The sequence below is a fragment of the Rhodococcus sp. OS5 genome (assembly GCF_056837585.1).
On sequence record NZ_CM166368.1, the window covers coordinates 6,063,704 to 6,079,808 of the forward strand.

Annotated in this window: 17 protein-coding genes; 8 read left to right on the plus strand and 9 right to left on the minus strand. The window is 61.4% G+C overall.

What is annotated here, in order from left to right:
- Positions 1-9: 9 nt before the first annotated feature.
- Positions 10-645 carry a DUF5701 family protein gene (locus tag ACVZUB_RS28380; RefSeq protein WP_482627982.1) on the plus strand — a complete coding sequence of 212 codons (636 nt, stop codon included), beginning with the start codon at positions 10-12 and terminating at the stop codon, positions 643-645.
- On the opposite strand, the gene ACVZUB_RS28385 is transcribed toward ACVZUB_RS28380, so the two are convergent.
- Positions 642-2,075 (minus strand): amidase, encoded by a 1,434-nt coding sequence (locus ACVZUB_RS28385; RefSeq protein ID WP_482627983.1) that lies wholly within the window; start codon positions 2,073-2,075, stop codon positions 642-644. The genes ACVZUB_RS28380 and ACVZUB_RS28385 overlap by 4 nt on opposite strands.
- A 116-nt stretch (positions 2,076-2,191) precedes the next feature.
- Between ACVZUB_RS28385 and ACVZUB_RS28390 the strand changes: the two genes are divergently transcribed.
- The 3 genes from ACVZUB_RS28390 to ACVZUB_RS28400 are packed head-to-tail and all read left to right on the plus strand — an operon-like array spanning position 2,192 to position 4,991.
- The gene (locus tag ACVZUB_RS28390; protein ID WP_482627984.1) at positions 2,192-2,776 is read left to right on the plus strand and encodes a TetR/AcrR family transcriptional regulator; all 585 of its coding nucleotides are present in this window, start codon (positions 2,192-2,194) and stop codon (positions 2,774-2,776) included.
- Entirely contained in the window at positions 2,773-3,627 is an 855-nt protein-coding gene (locus tag ACVZUB_RS28395; RefSeq protein WP_099697208.1) for an alpha/beta fold hydrolase, read from the plus strand. The genes ACVZUB_RS28390 and ACVZUB_RS28395 overlap by 4 nt, the downstream gene beginning before the upstream one ends.
- Positions 3,628-3,686: 59 nt before the next feature.
- Positions 3,687-4,991 (plus strand): HNH endonuclease signature motif containing protein, encoded by a 1,305-nt coding sequence (locus ACVZUB_RS28400; protein WP_482627985.1) that lies wholly within the window; start codon positions 3,687-3,689, stop codon positions 4,989-4,991.
- 81 nt (positions 4,992-5,072) lie between these two features.
- On the opposite strand, the gene ACVZUB_RS28405 is transcribed toward ACVZUB_RS28400, so the two are convergent.
- From ACVZUB_RS28405 to ACVZUB_RS28420, 4 genes are all read right to left on the minus strand, one after another.
- A complete protein-coding gene (locus ACVZUB_RS28405; RefSeq protein WP_030537402.1) occupies positions 5,073-5,771 on the minus strand; it encodes a type 1 glutamine amidotransferase domain-containing protein in 699 nt (232 codons plus the stop codon).
- 138 nt (positions 5,772-5,909) lie between these two features.
- Positions 5,910-7,343, minus strand: coding sequence for a lipase family protein (locus ACVZUB_RS28410; protein ID WP_116057683.1), 1,434 nt, complete (start codon positions 7,341-7,343; stop codon positions 5,910-5,912).
- A gap of 145 nt (positions 7,344-7,488) precedes the next feature.
- A complete protein-coding gene (locus ACVZUB_RS28415; protein WP_080961262.1) occupies positions 7,489-8,181 on the minus strand; it encodes a TetR/AcrR family transcriptional regulator in 693 nt (230 codons plus the stop codon).
- A 58-nt stretch (positions 8,182-8,239) separates the two neighbouring features.
- Positions 8,240-8,410: a hypothetical protein gene (locus ACVZUB_RS28420; RefSeq protein WP_007735738.1), complete on the minus strand. Its 171-nt coding sequence runs from the start codon at positions 8,408-8,410 to the stop codon at positions 8,240-8,242.
- Between the two features lie 154 nt (positions 8,411-8,564).
- Here ACVZUB_RS28420 and ACVZUB_RS28425 point away from each other — a divergent pair, with 154 nt between their 5' ends.
- On the plus strand, positions 8,565-8,978 hold the full coding sequence (locus ACVZUB_RS28425; protein WP_003942828.1) for a hypothetical protein: 414 nt from the start codon (positions 8,565-8,567) through the stop codon (positions 8,976-8,978).
- Positions 8,979-9,008: 30 nt separating this feature from the next.
- On the opposite strand, the gene ACVZUB_RS28430 is transcribed toward ACVZUB_RS28425, so the two are convergent.
- The 3 genes from ACVZUB_RS28430 to ACVZUB_RS28440 all read right to left on the minus strand — a co-directional run bounded on the left by ACVZUB_RS28430 (position 9,009) and on the right by ACVZUB_RS28440 (position 11,469).
- Positions 9,009-10,283 (minus strand): RNA polymerase sigma factor, encoded by a 1,275-nt coding sequence (locus tag ACVZUB_RS28430; RefSeq protein ID WP_042922905.1) that lies wholly within the window; start codon positions 10,281-10,283, stop codon positions 9,009-9,011.
- Between the two features lie 2 nt (positions 10,284-10,285).
- Positions 10,286-10,714, minus strand: coding sequence for a YciI family protein (locus ACVZUB_RS28435; protein WP_007735729.1), 429 nt, complete (start codon positions 10,712-10,714; stop codon positions 10,286-10,288).
- Positions 10,715-10,875: 161 nt separating this feature from the next.
- Entirely contained in the window at positions 10,876-11,469 is a 594-nt protein-coding gene (locus tag ACVZUB_RS28440) for a hypothetical protein (RefSeq protein WP_482627986.1), read from the minus strand.
- 93 nt (positions 11,470-11,562) lie between these two features.
- Between ACVZUB_RS28440 and ACVZUB_RS28445 the strand changes: the two genes are divergently transcribed.
- Both ACVZUB_RS28445 and ACVZUB_RS28450 read left to right on the plus strand, forming a co-directional pair.
- Positions 11,563-12,534, plus strand: coding sequence for an alpha/beta hydrolase (locus ACVZUB_RS28445; RefSeq protein WP_065456498.1), 972 nt, complete (start codon positions 11,563-11,565; stop codon positions 12,532-12,534).
- Between the two features lie 9 nt (positions 12,535-12,543).
- A complete protein-coding gene (locus tag ACVZUB_RS28450) occupies positions 12,544-13,623 on the plus strand; it encodes a helix-turn-helix domain-containing protein (protein ID WP_225320183.1) in 1,080 nt (359 codons plus the stop codon).
- A 22-nt stretch (positions 13,624-13,645) separates the two neighbouring features.
- Here ACVZUB_RS28450 and ACVZUB_RS28455 read toward each other — a convergent pair whose 3' ends face one another.
- A complete protein-coding gene (locus ACVZUB_RS28455) occupies positions 13,646-14,545 on the minus strand; it encodes a LysR family transcriptional regulator (RefSeq protein WP_482627987.1) in 900 nt (299 codons plus the stop codon).
- Between the two features lie 140 nt (positions 14,546-14,685).
- Here ACVZUB_RS28455 and ACVZUB_RS28460 point away from each other — a divergent pair, with 140 nt between their 5' ends.
- Positions 14,686-16,092: an FAD-binding oxidoreductase gene (locus ACVZUB_RS28460; protein ID WP_482627988.1), complete on the plus strand. Its 1,407-nt coding sequence runs from the start codon at positions 14,686-14,688 to the stop codon at positions 16,090-16,092.
- Positions 16,093-16,105 lie beyond the last annotated feature (13 nt).

Sequence of the window (16,105 nt, forward strand, 5' to 3'; positions counted from 1 at the left end):
ATCGCAGGTATGCATTTCGACCTCCCGCCCATCGATCAGCAAGCCGAGCGATTGATCGAACTCGGTGTTCACGAGATGGCCGGACTTTCTGCCGGCGATGTCAGGGAGGTCGCAACCGGGCACGGTGATGTCGGACTACTCACCGTGCACGAAAAACTGGCTCCGGCTTCAGTTCTGACTCCGCTGCTCGAGCTCGGGAACAAGCGCGGATTCATAGTCGTCGACATGGCGGACGTCGATCTGTTCGCCCCCACCGAGCAGGCAACGCTGCCCGAAAGCCCATTACATCTGCTCAGTGGAGTCGACCGCGGGGATCACCTGGCCAACTGGAGTCCGGACGAAGCATTGCCCGCAATCGTCGACGCAGACCGTACGCCGCTGACGCTTACCGAAGGCATCCACTGGCTGTTGCAGCGCCCCGACATTCTCGAACGCGGAAAGTGTTTCATGACCATCGGCTCCCGACTGCGCAAACCTGACGGATCCTTCGACACCAGAACTCCCGCCGTGTGGATCAGCAACGGAACCGGTCGCGACGGCAAAGACAACCGCAACGCCCCGAAAGTCGGGTGGTGCTGGTGGGGTAACCGCCACACGTGGTTGGGGTTCGCATCGGCGAGCGACCGGGTACCGCTCCCGAACTAGAGCACGGTTGCGCGGTCGAATCGGTACCGATCCTTCCACGGCATCTCGGCCTCGAGCATTGCAGCGGCAGAGAGTAATTCCGCGTCGCAACCCCATTTCGCCGAGATCATGATGCCGAGTGGAACGCCGTCTTCCGTCCAACCGAGTGGCAGACTGATCGACGGGAAACCGGTTGCATTGGCGACGACGGTGTTTCCGGTGAAAGCGACCATGTCGATCAGTTCGGTCGCGGGATCTTCGTCGTTGCGCAACTCCCCGATCGCAAGCGGCGGCTTCGTCACAGTCGTAGTGACGACAAGGTCGGCGTCGGCGTAGTCGAGACTCCATCGTCGCGCCCAGGCCTGAACAATTCCGATTGCCGCGGCCAGCTCGCCCGAAGGCACCTCGTTTGCTTGAACTCGCAAGTGTTGCACTATCGGACGCAGAAGGTGTTCGTACTCCTCCGGGATCGGCTTGGTTCCCGCCAAAGACGAGAACATCTTGACGAAAGCATCGATGAAAATGTCATCGCGAGCCTGCGGTCGCTCGAACACGTTGTGGCCCAGACCCTCCAGCACAGACCCAACCTTCGATACAGCAGCCGAGAGCTGCGCATCCACGGCTCCGCCGGAGACCGCTCCGTGAGCAAGAGCGACGGTCAAGGGGCGAGCCCGAACTCCCCCGGCCTGTACGACGAACTCTTCGAACGACTTCGGCCGAGGCGGGTGGATAGTTCCGGCGCCGGGTCGCGTCGCCAGAACGTCCAGCAGCGCAGCGGTATCGCGAACTGTCCGGGCGATCGGCCCCTTGCTCGCAAATCCGAAGTTGTCATGCCCCGCCACGCCCATCGTGATCAAACCGCGGCTCGGCTTGAGGCCGACGACTCCGCACGTACTTGCCGGCGAACGCAACGAACCGGCGGTGTCACTTCCCTGTGCAAACGGCACCAGACCAGCGCCGACGGCGGCAGCAGCGCCGCCACTGCTGCCGGCGGCACTCCGCGTGCGATCGAACGGGCTGCGAGCAGGCGGAGCGACTTCCGGCTCGGTGTAACAGGCTGCCCCGAACTCGGGCACCGTCGTCTTACCGATGTCGATCAACCCACCTTCTCGGATCGCCTCGACGATCTCGTCGTCAGCGTCCGGCACGAAGTCGCGAAAGAGCGCCGATCCGAAGGTCGTGCGAATGCCGCGCGTTGCGTCGAGGTCTTTGATTGCGGTCGGAACGCCGAACAGACGCGGAAGGGGCCCGGCGTCCCGCTCGTCCAACCTGCGCTGCGCTTGTTCGGCGAGGGCGACAGCGTGCTCCCCGGCGATCGTCGTGAAGGCGCCGACGTCATCGGCAGTGGTCGCACGGTCGACGAAGTACCTGGTGACTTCGGGAATCGAGACCTGCTTGGCGGCGATAACACCGGCAAGTTCGACGGCAGACAGTTGATGGAGATCGGTCATCGGGCAGCGCTCCTTGGAGGTCGATGGACACTTGTAATTTCGATACGCGTATCGCTATTGTTGTCAGCATGGTATCCGAATCCACCAGCTCTGCAAGGGCTGGTCGACCAAAAGCATTGAGTCACAGACAGATTCTTGATGCCGCGGCAGAGATCGCCGATACGGACGGCCTGGATGCGGTGTCATTTCGAGTGCTCGCCGAACGACTCGGCATATCGCCGATGTCCGTCCACCGCACAACCGGCGGCATCGACGCCTTGAGGCGAGATCTGATCTCGACTCTCGTAGGCGAAGCCGTCTCGTCGATCGACTGGCCGACCGACTGGCGCGGGGTTGCCCGCACGTTCACCTACGGCCTCCACGATCTCCTGATGCGCCATCCCCTGGTCCTGGAAGCCCATCGGCAGGCATCACTGGAAGCACCCGGGGCCGACGATACCGCCCACCGAGTCGTGAGCGCCCTTTCCTTGGCAGGCCTCGAGGACGAGCAGGCCACGTACGCATACGGCGCGCTGCATGATTTCGTCACCGGACACGTCGCAATTCAATTGGGACGCGGCGCTTTCGACAGCGCACCTGCCGATCGACGCGAGGCATCGGTGTTCGCACTTCATCACGATCCCACCCGAAGGTTCGAGTTCGGAGTCGCCCTCATCCTGGACGGTGTGGCGTCGATCGCGCAGCAAGGAACCACATCATGACGAGCAGCGTGACCACAACCGAAATTCGCGACGCGTCGGGGCGTCGTATCGCATTCTGCGAGTACGGCGATCCGACTGGCAACCCGGTAGTCGTGGCCCACGGATCACCTGGCAGCCGATACGAAGGGCTCTCACTCCACAACGCGTCTTCGACGGCAGGCATACGGCTGATAGTCCCCGATCGACCCGGCTTCGGACGCACGGATCCGTACACGGACAAGGGATTTCATTCCTGGGACGACGACTTCGTCACCCTGGTCGATCACCTCGAGTTGGGCTCGGCCACACTGATGGGTTTCTCCGGAGGCGGCGGTTACGCGCTCGCAGTCGCTGCAGCCGTTCCCGAACGAGTCTCGAAACTGGTGCTGGCGTGCGCCATGATCCCCGGGGCACCGCGAGATACTTTGCGACGCAGAATAAAACTGGTATCTGCGTTGTACTTTGCCGCCACCTGGGCTCCCCGTGTGGCCGGCGCAATGCTCGCAGGAACCGGAGTGTTCTCCAAGCTACGCAGCGACTCAGTCTCGATCTGGCCGGCCGCCGATCAGGCAGTCATGACCGACGAGGTACATCGCCCCGCCCTCCAGTTGGATTCATCCGAAGGGATCGCACAGGGCGGATCCGCAGGGGTTGTCGACTTGGCTCGGTATCGCCACGAGATGCCTGGACTCTTCCAATCGATTTCGGTACCAACGGTTTTCCTACACGGAACCGACGACGGAAACGTACCCATCGAAGTAGCCCGCTGGGCACACTCGTTGATTCCCGACTCTCGCTTCGAAGAGATCAACGGAGGCGGCCATCTGTTCGTCGTCGCGGACCCCACTCCACTCCTTCGCGCCCTCGCCTAATTCCCTCTTGACTCGAACGCGTGTTCGAGTATCCTTTGGGGAGGGGATCGGGGGATTCAATGAGTGTCTTGTTGTCGGACGTGGTGTCTGGTTCTGCGGTGGGGTTACGCGGACGCCTGTGGCGGTTGACTGCTGCCGAGTTGCGCGCTGCTGCTGTCGAAGCGAGTGCGGAGATTCTGCGCCTCGAAGCTGTGCGTGTGGCGGTGGTGGACGAACTGTCGATGCGTCCGGATGATCAGGTGATTGCCAGCCGTGGAGTCGGGTCATGGTTGGCGGCCAACACTATGCTGCAGGTTCGGGACGGGAAGAAGATCGCCGCGCTGGGTGCAGCTTTGCGGCCGTTTCCGGCTGTGGCGGCTCGGTTCGATGGCGGGGATTGCTCCTTCGATCATGCCGTGTTGATCGTGGCGTTCTGTGAATCACCACCGAAGGGGATGCCGGAGGAGGCGCTCCCGAAGTGCATCGATTTGTTGCTCGCTGCTGCGTCGGGTGTGGAGGCGACGACGACGAAGGTGCGGAACGTGATCGCGACATTGGAGAGGTTGTTCGAATCGGATGAGATTCCGCCCGCCGAAGATGTCGATCTCAATGAGTTGCGGATTGCTTCGACGCTCAATGGTCGGGTGGTGGTGCGTGGTGATTTCGACGCTCTCACCGGTGAAATGCTGCTATCGGCGTTGTCGAATCTGACGATGCCGACCCCGGCACCGGACGGAACCCCGGATTCTCGGTCGGCGGCGAAACGCACGGCGGACGGGTTCACCGAACTGATCCGCCGGTATCTGGACTGCGCCAAGACCGGAACCGATGGTGGCCAGCGCCCGCATGTGAACGTGCACATCAATGCTCGGGATCTCGCCGAGCACCGGGACTGCGCCGCAACACCCTCCACTGCTGATGACGGAATGGCTGTATCGGATCTCGATGTCGGGCACATGCCCTGGCTGGGGCCGCTGTCGGTGTCGCGGACCAGGCTCCTCGGGTGTGACTGTTTCCTCTCCACCGTTCTGCTCGACGATCACGGCGCACCGCTCGATGCGAAACCAGGAAAGAGGTTGGTCACCCCCGAACAGCGAGTGGCGTTGATCGCCCGAGACAAGGGCTGCGCGTTCCCCGGCTGCACATGTGTACCGGCCTGGACGGATGCGCACCATATCCGGCACTGGGCCAACGGCGGCCCGACGGTGATGAACAACCTGGTCCTGCTGTGCCGTTCGCACCACCGGTTGATGCACCGGAAATCCGGGTTCGTCGGGAAGTGGGCGATTCGGATCGGTGTCGACAACAAGCCCTGGTTCATCCCACCACCCTCGATCGACCCCGGACAGCAACCCAGGCCGGCGAACACCACCTTCAAAACCTGAGAGGTCAAACCTCTTTGGCGACAACAGAACACGGACCAGCGCCGCATCGAGGAGACCTCGATGCGGCGCCAAAAGACATGCTCAGCCCAAGTCGGCGACAATCCGCTCGGCGAGAGGCCGTGACGACGCCGGATTCTGACCGGTGTAGAGCTTGCGGTCCACCACGACATAAGGCGACCACGCCTCGGCCTTCGAGAATTTGCCGCCCAATTCGCGTAGGCGAGTTTCGAGCAGCCACGGAGCCTTGTCCGCCAGACCAGCCTGCGTCTCCTCTTCGTTGGTGAACGCGGTCAGCTGATAGCCGTCGAACAGCCAGCTTCCATCGGGTCTCTGGGCCGGCAGGAGTGCCGCCGGCGCGTGACAGACCGCCGAGACTACCTTGTCCGCGTCCAAGAAGTTCACGAGAAGCTCACCGAAGGATGCCGACACCGCAAGATCCTCCATCGGTCCATGTCCACCCGGTACAAAGACCACGTCGTAATCGGCAGCATCGGCGTTCTCCAAAATCTCCGGCGAATCGAGCACCGGCTGCAGATCGGCGATGTACTTGCGCATACGGTCGGCGCCTTCTTGCCCGCCGTTCACCTCGGGCGCCAGGCTTCCCTCGTCCACAACGGGAGCTTTACCGCCAGGCGTCGCGATCACGATCTCGTAGCCGGCGTCGACGAAAACGCGATGCGCCTCGACCAGTTCTTCCGCCCAGTACCCGGTCGGGTGGGGTGTTCCGTCCTTCAGCGTCCAGTGATCTGCAGAAGTGACCGCAAACAACAGCTTTGTCATCGCGCAACCTTTCGTCGGTAAAGGAACCCATTGGTGACAAGACACCATCTTCAAGGCCCGATCAATGAAATAACGTCCAGTCAGTGCAACACGCTGCCCTTGTGAGAATTCCTCACCACCGCAGAATCACGTCACCCGTCAGGTCCCGATCGGCTTGCCGAACAGTCCTGCGACGAGTTCACCGACCGCATCCACCCAGACTGGCCAGGTCCTCTGATCAAGCGCCATGGATCCAGCGTCGAAGGTGCTGCATCCCTGCTGAGCAGGCACACCAGCGAACCGATCACGAAGCCACAGTAGAGCACTCGGCAATGCGACGACTTCCATGCTGACGTGCTCACTGAAGTGGTCTCTGGTGTAAACGACACTCGCAGAAGGATCTTGGCAATAGGTATCGACAAGTTTGTTCACCGGGCCAACAGGCACCAACCAGTCGGGATTCGACTGATAAATGTACATCGGCACGTCAGGAACAGACTTACCCATGGCAGCTCGGGAGAGCGCAGCTCTCACCGTGGGGTGTTGGACGGGATCTCCCGGGACATCGAGGAAGCCCTTGATGTTGAGGAAGGGCACTGCAGCTGACGTCCAGAGCATGCACAGGTTGTCCTTGGCAGCGAAAAGCGCTCGGCCGGCAGGGTTTATGTGCTGATCGATGAAGCCTGCAAGTTCAGGATCTTCTCGGCTCACTCCGATTACACCGGCAGCGACGATCCCGGCCCCTAGAGCGTTGTTGGCATTGTCGAGCAAAGCGCCGAGATCCGCGGCAACACCACCTTCGGCGACTCCGACGATATTCAGTTCCGGCGCGTACGCCTGCCGTATTTCAGCTGCGTGACCGGTAGGAATCGATCCACCCGAGTAGCCGAGCAGCCCTACGCGAGTTGACCGCCCTTGTAGCTCCATGGGTTCGAAGTTCTCAGCAGCACGGATACCGTCGAGCGTGATCCGGGCCGCGACGGGGCCGGAGGCGAAGGAAGAATTGGGTCCCTGATGATCGGGCACCGACAATGCCCAACCCTGCGCCAGTGCCGCCTGCACTTCGAGGAATTGAGCCCCACCGGTCGCAGCGCCCGTCACCAGCCACGGCAACGCGCCTTGCTGCATGACATACGAAGGTGCGCAGTAGTTTCCGAGTGAATCCTCTGCCATCTGAAAGGACAGCAGCGGGCGCGGGCCCCCATCGCGAGTGTCGCCACGCGGCTTGATAACTGTGGTGACAGCAGGAATCGCCTCGCCCGCAGCATTATTGGATCGATACGAGATCTGCCACGCATCCACGTTGGTCGGAATCAGGTTGAGAGTACCGAGATTCACCGCACGAGCGGCGATGATCTCACCCGGTTGCTTGGATTCGACGACCTCGACAGGCGGTTCATAGAAGGCCTGGTCCAGTTCAGGCAAAGGCGGTGCAACCGCAGGCGGCAGGGCAGGCTGGACCTGAATTTGGGCGGGAACACCTTCGTCCGGTGCCGCTGAGGCAGGTGCCGAAAGTCCGATCTGCCCGATTACTGCAATCACGGCAATTGCGAGGCCCCCGCGTTGTCGGTCAGTTGTCCAGCGTCGTCCCATACCAATTCCTCCCCGGAAAAGCACAGATTGCCTTGTGTTGCCGCAGTTCTCATCACGAGCACACAAGTTAGATGCGAGTGTCTAACACATTGAGGACGAGAGTAGAGCGTTGTGGGCCGGATTACAATCCCCTGGTGTTCGTGACCTATTCGTCGGCGTGAAGGGGTGCGTCGTCGATCAACGCATTCAAGAGCACCGTCATCAGATCGACCAGTACCGACACGGGAGGACGAGGCTCCGCAGTGCTCCACTGGTGCACCAGCGCGGTAAGCGCGCCGATGAAGGCGGTGGACGCCCACCGGTAACCACCCGGCGGTTCGTAATCTTCGCCCACGATCCCTTTGATGATCGACTCGAAAAATGTTGCCCAGACCGAACGTTGGTCCACACGATGCTTTTCCACCCGGGGACTGACACCTACGACGTCGATGAAGGCAACGTGTGCGCGTCGTGGGTCACTTCCGACCGACTCGACGAAGGCGGCCATGGCCGTCGCTGCCTTGTCACGGAGATTGACCGAAGGCTCTGCATCGAGTGCGTCGACCATTGCAATTCTGGCGTCGAGTTGAATCTGGTCATACAGCGCGAGGAGTAGATCCTCGCGACTACCGAACTCGTCGTAGAACTGCCTTCTGGCCAGACTCGCGGACGCGCAGATATCCGCCACCGAACTTCCGGCATACCCCTGGTCCGCAAACACGCTGAGAGCAGCATTCAAAAAGAGAGAACGGCGTTCGGCCTTGCGAGCCGCGACCGACCTTCCGCCGTAGTTTCTGTCTGTTTCAGCGATTGCCACGTCTGCCAGACTATGCGGCATCGCGCCGCACACAAAACGCATCTGACCTGCTGCGAAGTTCCTTCACCACCACTACCGGCGCATCGGCACTGCAGCACGATCAGGCCAATACGAAGGCCACGGCAAAAAGTGTCCAGGCGGCAGCGAGAACCGTTGACGCCGCAGTAACTGCCCCGGTCACGGCAGGTCGAGTGCTGCGGTTGCGCGCGGCGATGATCCCGACCGTCATCAAAGTCAACGCCACCAGGAACGACAAAACCACGATTTTCACCAGCAACCCCTTCGACGACGGTCAACAGAACCGGAGACCATTTAGATAGTACACAAATAAATCGTGCATTAATTAAACTCAAAGTCCGTCAGGGGAATCTTGACAGAATTCAACAGCGCCTGTCAGGCTAGTCCTGACGAAAGGAGAACTTCTCATGGAAGACCTGATCGAACGCGCCCTGACTGCGAAGATCGAGACCGCCGCGATCACCACGGTCAACGCCGCGATCACCGAGGCCGGCACTCAGGCAGACAAGATTGTCGGAACAGATCCTTTACCTGGCAGCCCTGAGTGGGAGGCAGAACAGGACACCGACATCCCGGCGCAGCGTCAGATGGCGTGGCAGTTGGCCTGTTTCCGGATTCAGCTCGCCGCGGGTATCGATTCGACGGCAAGCGTCATGAGCCTGCGTAGATTCGGCGCAACATGGTCAACCATCGGCCGCGCTGCCGGAATGACCCGTCAGTCCGCGCATGAACGGTGGGGTCGACGTGTATCGGACATGCTCGATCCCTACGGAGTCGGGATGCCGCCCATGGTGCCGAATGATGATCCGACTCAGCCCTGACTAACAATCGCGTGACCAACAATCGCGTGACTACCGATCCGGCAGCAGCGCATCGGCTTTCGCGACCAGCACAGCGCGCTCACGCTCGTTCCCGGCCAGCCGAGCCGCTTCGAGGAGTTCGGTTCTAGCCTCCTCGGATCGGCCGAGCTGACTGAGCAACTCCCCCCGAACGCTGGGAAGCAGGTGGTAGTCGGCCAGTTCACCTGAAGCGACAAGCTTGTCGACGAATTCGAGCGCAGGGCCAGGACCGTATGCCATGGATACCGCCGCCGCATGATTGAGGTCGACCACGGGCGATGGCGCCAGTTGCGCCAGAGCCTCGTAGAGGATCACTATCTTCTTCCAATCGGTGTCTTCGAAAGTTGCTGCTCGCGCATGACATTCGGCAATCGCCGCCTGCAGGCCGTACGGGCCTCGTCCACGCCCGACGGCGTCAGCTCGTTCCAGCGCGGCAAGCCCACGCGAGATCTGTAGGCGATCCCACCTCGTCCGATCCTGGTCAGCCAGCAGGATGGGTTCACCGGTCGAGGTTGTCCGAGCGCCGAATCTCGAGGCTGTCAGCTCCATCAAAGCGACAAGGCCGTGTACCTCGGACTCCCTGGGGACCAATTCGGCGAGTATTCGCGCGAGCCGCAGAGCCTCAGCACTGAGCTCCGCCCGCATCCACTCGTCCCCGGAACTGGCTGCATAGCCTTCGTTGAACACCAGGTACAGCACTCCGAGGACGGCGCTCAATCTGCTCGAAAACTCTTCTCGCCCTGGAACTTCGAAAACCGCTTTCGAGGCGGTCAGCGCCTTCTTCGCGCGGACTATCCGCTGCTGCACCGTCGCCGTCGGCGTGAGGAACGCTTTCGCAATCTCTTCCGTGGTCAAACCGCCCACCACCCGAAGCGTCAACGCCACCTGCGCTTTTCGATTCAACACGGGATGGCAGGCGATGAACATCAGGCGAAGGACATCGTCGTCGATGCGGTCCGGATCCCAGCTGACGTCGTCGAAATGTGAAGCGTCGTTCTCGAGTTCACGCGCAAAGTGGGCGTAGCGCTCGTCCAACCTCTCACGTCGTCGCCACCCGTCGATCGCTCGTCGTGTCGCCACAGATGTCAGCCAGGCAGCGGGGTTTCTCGGAACCCCCGTCGCGGGCCACTGCTCGACGGCTTCGAGCAGAGCCTGCGCGGCCAGATCCTCGGCGAGATCAAGATCTCCGACGGTGCGAGTCAACGTGGCGACAATCTTCGCGGATTCGATACGCCAGACCGCGTCGACAGCCTTTCTCGTTTCTTCTCGCACCGCCTCGTCGGTCATGGTCAGCCTGCGACCGGACGATCGGTACCGAGCTCTTCACGCCAGCCGGCCTCTTTCTGGATGTACTCGTTGTCCTGATCGAAGTCCGACATCTCGCTCACGCGGCGTACCTCGAGCTTGCTTCCCGGCCCGAGCGGGCAGCGCTTCGCCCATTCCAAGGCTTCGTCTTTGGTCGACGTCTGAATGATCCAGAATCCCGAGAACAACTCCTTCGTCTCCCCGTACGGGCCGTCGGAGACCAGCGGAGGATCGGACTCGAAATCGACGATGAATCCCTCCTCCATCGCCAGTCCCTCACCGGCCAGCAAGACACCTGCCTTGATCAGGGACTCGTTGTACTGCCCCATCGCCGCGATGATCTCGTCGAAGTCCATGTCCTTGGATGCTTCGATGGCCTCATCGGTGGAACGCATGATCAGCATGTACTTCATGAGAATCTCCTTCGTTCGTGGACCGCTCTGTTCGGTCCCTCTGCTTACACGTCGAACGGCGCACTCACCGATCGACAAACTTCCGAAACAATTTTTCCGAGGACATAACCGCCGGTCGCGATACGCTGCCCACGGTATCGGCGGACGGGCCGTCGGGCCGGTCAGAAGTCGAGAAATCCCGGCACAACTTCGCGAACGAGCCCGGTCGCGTCAGAGCTCCCGTAGAAATACACCGACCCGTAACCGAATAGGTACTCCTCTACGAAATCGGGGTGGGACTCAGCAACCACCGGCCACCCCTCTTCGTTGATCTGGAACAGGAAGCTGTGTCCATCTGCCTCGACGGCATCGGCGTAGGACGGTTCGTTCTGAATGAGCACCGGTTGCGGAGCTATCAACACCAACGGCATCACCTCGTCGTCCGAGGGAATCCTGATCAACGCCGCGCTGCAAAGGCCCGCATGGCTGCCCGCCGATTCCGCACTTCGTGACGACGGCAAGTGCAGGACTGCCCTAACCCCGATGTCCGGGTATTCGAGGTCGTCGTCGCCGATGGAGAAACCTCGACGGATGAAGATCGAAAGCTCTCGCACGCCGAGCCACGGCGCCGTGTGTGCCTCGAGCGTCAGAAGGTACTCGTGCGACCGCAGAATCGCCTGACCAGCGAAAACCTGCGGAGGTCGTCCACCAATCCGTGCCCCACTTTTCGAATCGCTCGAACCCACCCCGAGATGTACCCTGTCCACCGGCGTCATCCTAGGGAGATCCGACGGGTGTCGGAGGGAGACTCTCCGATTTCCTACAATCCGCTGGTGACGTAGGCCACAATCAGGCTCGATGATGGGTGCATGACAACATTCCCGACTCTCGACCCCGAACTCGCCGCGGCACTCACCATGCTCCCGAAGGTGGACTTCGCTGACCTCCCCAACGCACGGGCCACCTACGACGCTCTGGTCGGCACCATGTTGGCCGACCTGTCATTCGACGGAGTCTCGCTTCGTGAACTGTCGGCACCCGGCCTGGACGGCGATCCGGAGGTCACGATTCGTTTCTTCACCCCGGACAACACTGCCGGCCCTGTCCCCGTTCTGCTCTGGATCCATGGCGGCGGATTCGCAATCGGCACCGCAGAATCCAGCGATCCATTTTGCGTCGAGGTGGCGCGGGAACTCGGATTCGCCGTTGCGAACGTGGAGTACCGCCTCGCCCCCGAAACCCCCTTCCCCGGCCCCGTCGACGACTGCTACGCCGCACTCCTCTACATCCACGCCCATGCCGAGGAGCTGGGGGTCGATCCACGCCGCATCGCAGTGGGAGGGCAGAGCGCAGGCGGTGGACTGGCCGCAGGCACTGTCCTCAAAGCCCGTGACGAGGGCGTTGTGCCCGTGGCCTTCCAATTCCTCGAAATCCCTGAACTCGACGACCGCCTGGCGACGGTCTCGATGACGAACTTCGTCGACACCCCCTTGTGGCACCGCCCTAACGCCATCCTGTCGTGGAAGTACTATCTCGGCGGGTCGTATTCCGGTCCCGAAGATCCTGACGTGTCCATTTACGCTGCGCCGTCCCGGGCTACCGACCTCACCGGTCTGCCGCCGACCTACCTGTCCACCATGGAACTCGACCCGCTCCGCGACGAAGGAATCGAATACGCCCTTCGGCTGCTGCAAGCGGGAGTCAGCGTCGAATTGCACTCCTTCCCCGGAACCTTTCACGGGTCGGCACTGGTCGCGACCGCCGCGGTCAGCGAAAGAGGTGCCGCCGAAGCCCTCACTGCGCTCAGGAGAGGGTTGCGTTCGCTCTCGCCGGTCTCGTAGCGTTGCGAGATGCAAGGACTGATGTACCGGCTTGCCGAGCTCGATGCAGACTCGGCAGGCCTGGTACGTGTCATCGATTACTTCGACGCCCTCGTGCGGCACGGCTCCGACACCGCGTCTTTGCTTCGTGCGAGCGCGCAGTTGGCGGACTGCGTCGTGGGTATCGAGATCGTCGAGCGCGGCAGAAGCAAGAAGAATTTGCGCCGTTGCGATCCGCGCGGCCGATGGTCACCCGATCCTCAGCTCCCACCGAGCATGACCAGAAACATTGCCGTAGACGACGAGGTTCTCGGAACGGTATGGATCGAACGACCCGGGGCCAGCTTGCCACTCGACGAAATGCTCGTCGACCGGATGGCCCTGACCGCAGCGATAATTCTGCAACCGCGACGCCTGCCTACCGAAGCCGAGCACACTCGAAATCTGTTGTTCCCGATGGATGAACTCGCGGTGCTCACCTCCTGCGCCGGTCTCGGTATCGCACCCCAAACCCCAGTCCGTGTAATGGCAACCAAGGCAGTCTCAGACACGGCCGACGGCACTGCACACCTTGTCATTTCGCCAGATTGCACACCTGGCAAAGCCGTTGGGATAGACGCTGACGGCGAGTATCTGAATCTCGTGACGGGTTCGTTCGCACCCACACCCGAGCTGTCCGAGGCCGCGCTGTCGTCATTCATTCGCGCCGGAATATCTTTGACTGCTCCCGCTTCCGAAGTGAGCACAATACTGAGCACTGCACGATTCGCTCGAGCACAGGCGTCGGCAACAACACCGATCGTGAACGCCGACAATCTCGGCGCCCTCAACCTCCTGGCGCCGGGACCACACATCGATCACTCGCGAATACCGGATCTGGTTCGTGCCGAAGAGATCGGCGACACCAAACAGGGATTAGAACTACTCGAAACCTTGAGGTCATACCTGCAGTCCGGAACCTTGAGGGCCGCAGCCGATTCCATGCATCTTCACCACAGCAGCGTCGCGCACCGATTGGCGAAACTGTCCCAGCACGTCGGATTCCACGTCGACGCCATCGAGAACCGAGCACGCGCAACGGCCATGATGCTGGTACTCGATGGCGGATAGGACCCACCGCGCATCACAGGCACTACGCAGTGGTTGACGATCTTTCGCGTTCAGCGAGCGCAACAAACGGCGCAAGCGCCGGATTCGGATTATCCGGGCGGTAGGTCACTGCCACGTCGAGAGTTGGTTGCTCACCGGCGATCTCACATAGATGGACACCCGGGATGCGGAGCATCCGCGCTCTGCCCTGGGGGATCGGCGCAATACCCACCCCGTCCGAGACGGCATGCAGCACCTGCTCGTCGTCGGCCTCGAATCGAACGATGCTGGGCGCCCCGTTTGGCCAAAGTTGTTCGAGAGTACGCAAATACATCCCCGGGGCGTTGGCCTCCGGCCAGAACACAACGCGGACGTCCACCAGATCTCCGAGTTCGAGCGTCGCTCGATCTCCGAACGGATGATCCACGGGAACAGCGACCAGGATAGGTTCGGTGTCGAGGACGATCAGGGGAAGTTCTCGATCGTCTTCATCGAGCGGCGGGCGAACAACCGCGATGTCGACGGCTCCGGTTCGGACGAGGTCGACAGTCTGCGCCGAAGTGCCACGATGAACGACAACTTCGACGCCCGGGTAGAGCCTTCGATAGGTGCTGACCAGATCCGCGACTGCGCCGCCCGCCCACGAACGGGTGTACGCGATGCGCAGTTCTCCGTCCACACCGCGCGCGGCCAACCGAATTCGTTCGACAGCCCGGTCCGCACACCCGATCAAAAAGCGCGCCTCTCGTACCGCCACCTTGCCGGCTTCCGTGAAGGTGAACTGCGGACCCCGACGATCCACCAGCGGAACTCCGAGTTCGCGCTCGAGAACCTTGATCTGTTGACTGAGGGCCGATTGCGCGACGTGGACGTTCGCAGCGGCTCGAGTGAAGCTCCCATGATCCGACAGAGCGATCAGATAACGGGCACGCTGCAGGTTCATACGGCGATTATAAGAAAAACAGATGGTGGTGTCACTACTTGGTCTTGGACACGGCATCACCTGAGGTCGGAGGATCGAGTTCACGTTGATCCACCGTCTGTCTCCCGAAAATTGTCACCCGAACGATCACAAGGTTGCACATGAACCCCCGAACACTCACTGAACCTGCAACAGACGCGAGGCTTATCGACGCCCTCGCAGAGATCGTCGGCCACACGCATGTGCTTACCGATCCCGAACTGATCGAGGGCTACACACGTGACTGGACGGGACGTTGGATCGGCGACGCGATCGCGGTCATCCGCCCCGGCAACACTTCCGAAGTGTCTGCAGTTCTTCGAGCATGCTTCGACGCGGGGGTTCCCGTCACACCGCAAGGCGGCAACACCGGACTGGTCGGTGGTGGAATCGCCTCGGCTGGGTCCGTGGTGCTGAGTACCAGACGTCTGGAGACGATCGAAGCCGTCGACCCCATCGGTCGGACAATCGCAGCCGGCGCCGGCGTGACCGTTGCTCGCGCCGACCTGGCGGCATCGGCACACGGTCTCCGCTTCGGAATCGATTTGGCATCAAAGGAATCCGCGACACTCGGCGGCATAGTCGCAACCAACGCCGGTGGGACGCGCATGGTCCGATACGGAAATACGCGCGCACAGATACTCGGTATCGAAGCCGTGCTCGCGGACGGTTCGGTGCTGAGTAGATGGACTCCACTCGTCAAAGACAATGTCGGATACGACATTCCAGGACTTCTCGCCGGAAGTGAGGGAACGCTCGCAGTCATCACCAAGGTCCTGATGAAGCTGGTCACCCCGGCGACCGACACCCAGGTCGTGCTCGCGGGTGTACGCGACGTCGATCAAGCGCTACTTTTGTGTAATCGCGTGCGTCAGAGCGGATTGACCGTCGAAGCCGCCGAGATCATGACCGACGACGGCATCTCCCTCGTCTGCGCACACACCGATGCCCGTCGCCCGTTCGGCACCCCTTCACCGATGTACACACTCATCGAGGTGTCATCACCGCGCGAAACGGAAGAGTCGCTCCTCGAAGTACTCTCCGACTCTGCCGACCTCATCGAGGACGCGACGGTCGAGCCTGGGCCGGCTCGAAAACTGTGGACTCTGCGGGAAAGCCATACCGAAAGCATCAGCGCGTCGTCGACGACGCCGGTAGTCAAGCTCGACATCTCCGTCCCCTTGTCCGTGATGGGAATGTTCATCGACAACCTCCGAGAAAGCCTGGCACAACGATTCCCCCTCGTGCGGCCAATCCTGTTCGGGCACTTCGCCGACGGAAACATTCATGTGAACCTTCTGGATGCCGAGCCGAGGGTCGCACACGAACTGACCGATACGGTGTTCCGACTCGTCGCCGTCCACCACGGAAGCATCAGCGCCGAGCACGGGATAGGCCGCGCGAAGTCGCCGTGGATATCGCTGGGGCGCACTGAAACCGACATCGCCGCAATGCAGTTGATCAAATCGTCCTGGGATCCCCGTGGAATCCTCAACCCTGGAATACTGTTGCCGGAAAAAGTCGGGTAAGCAAAAGGGGTCT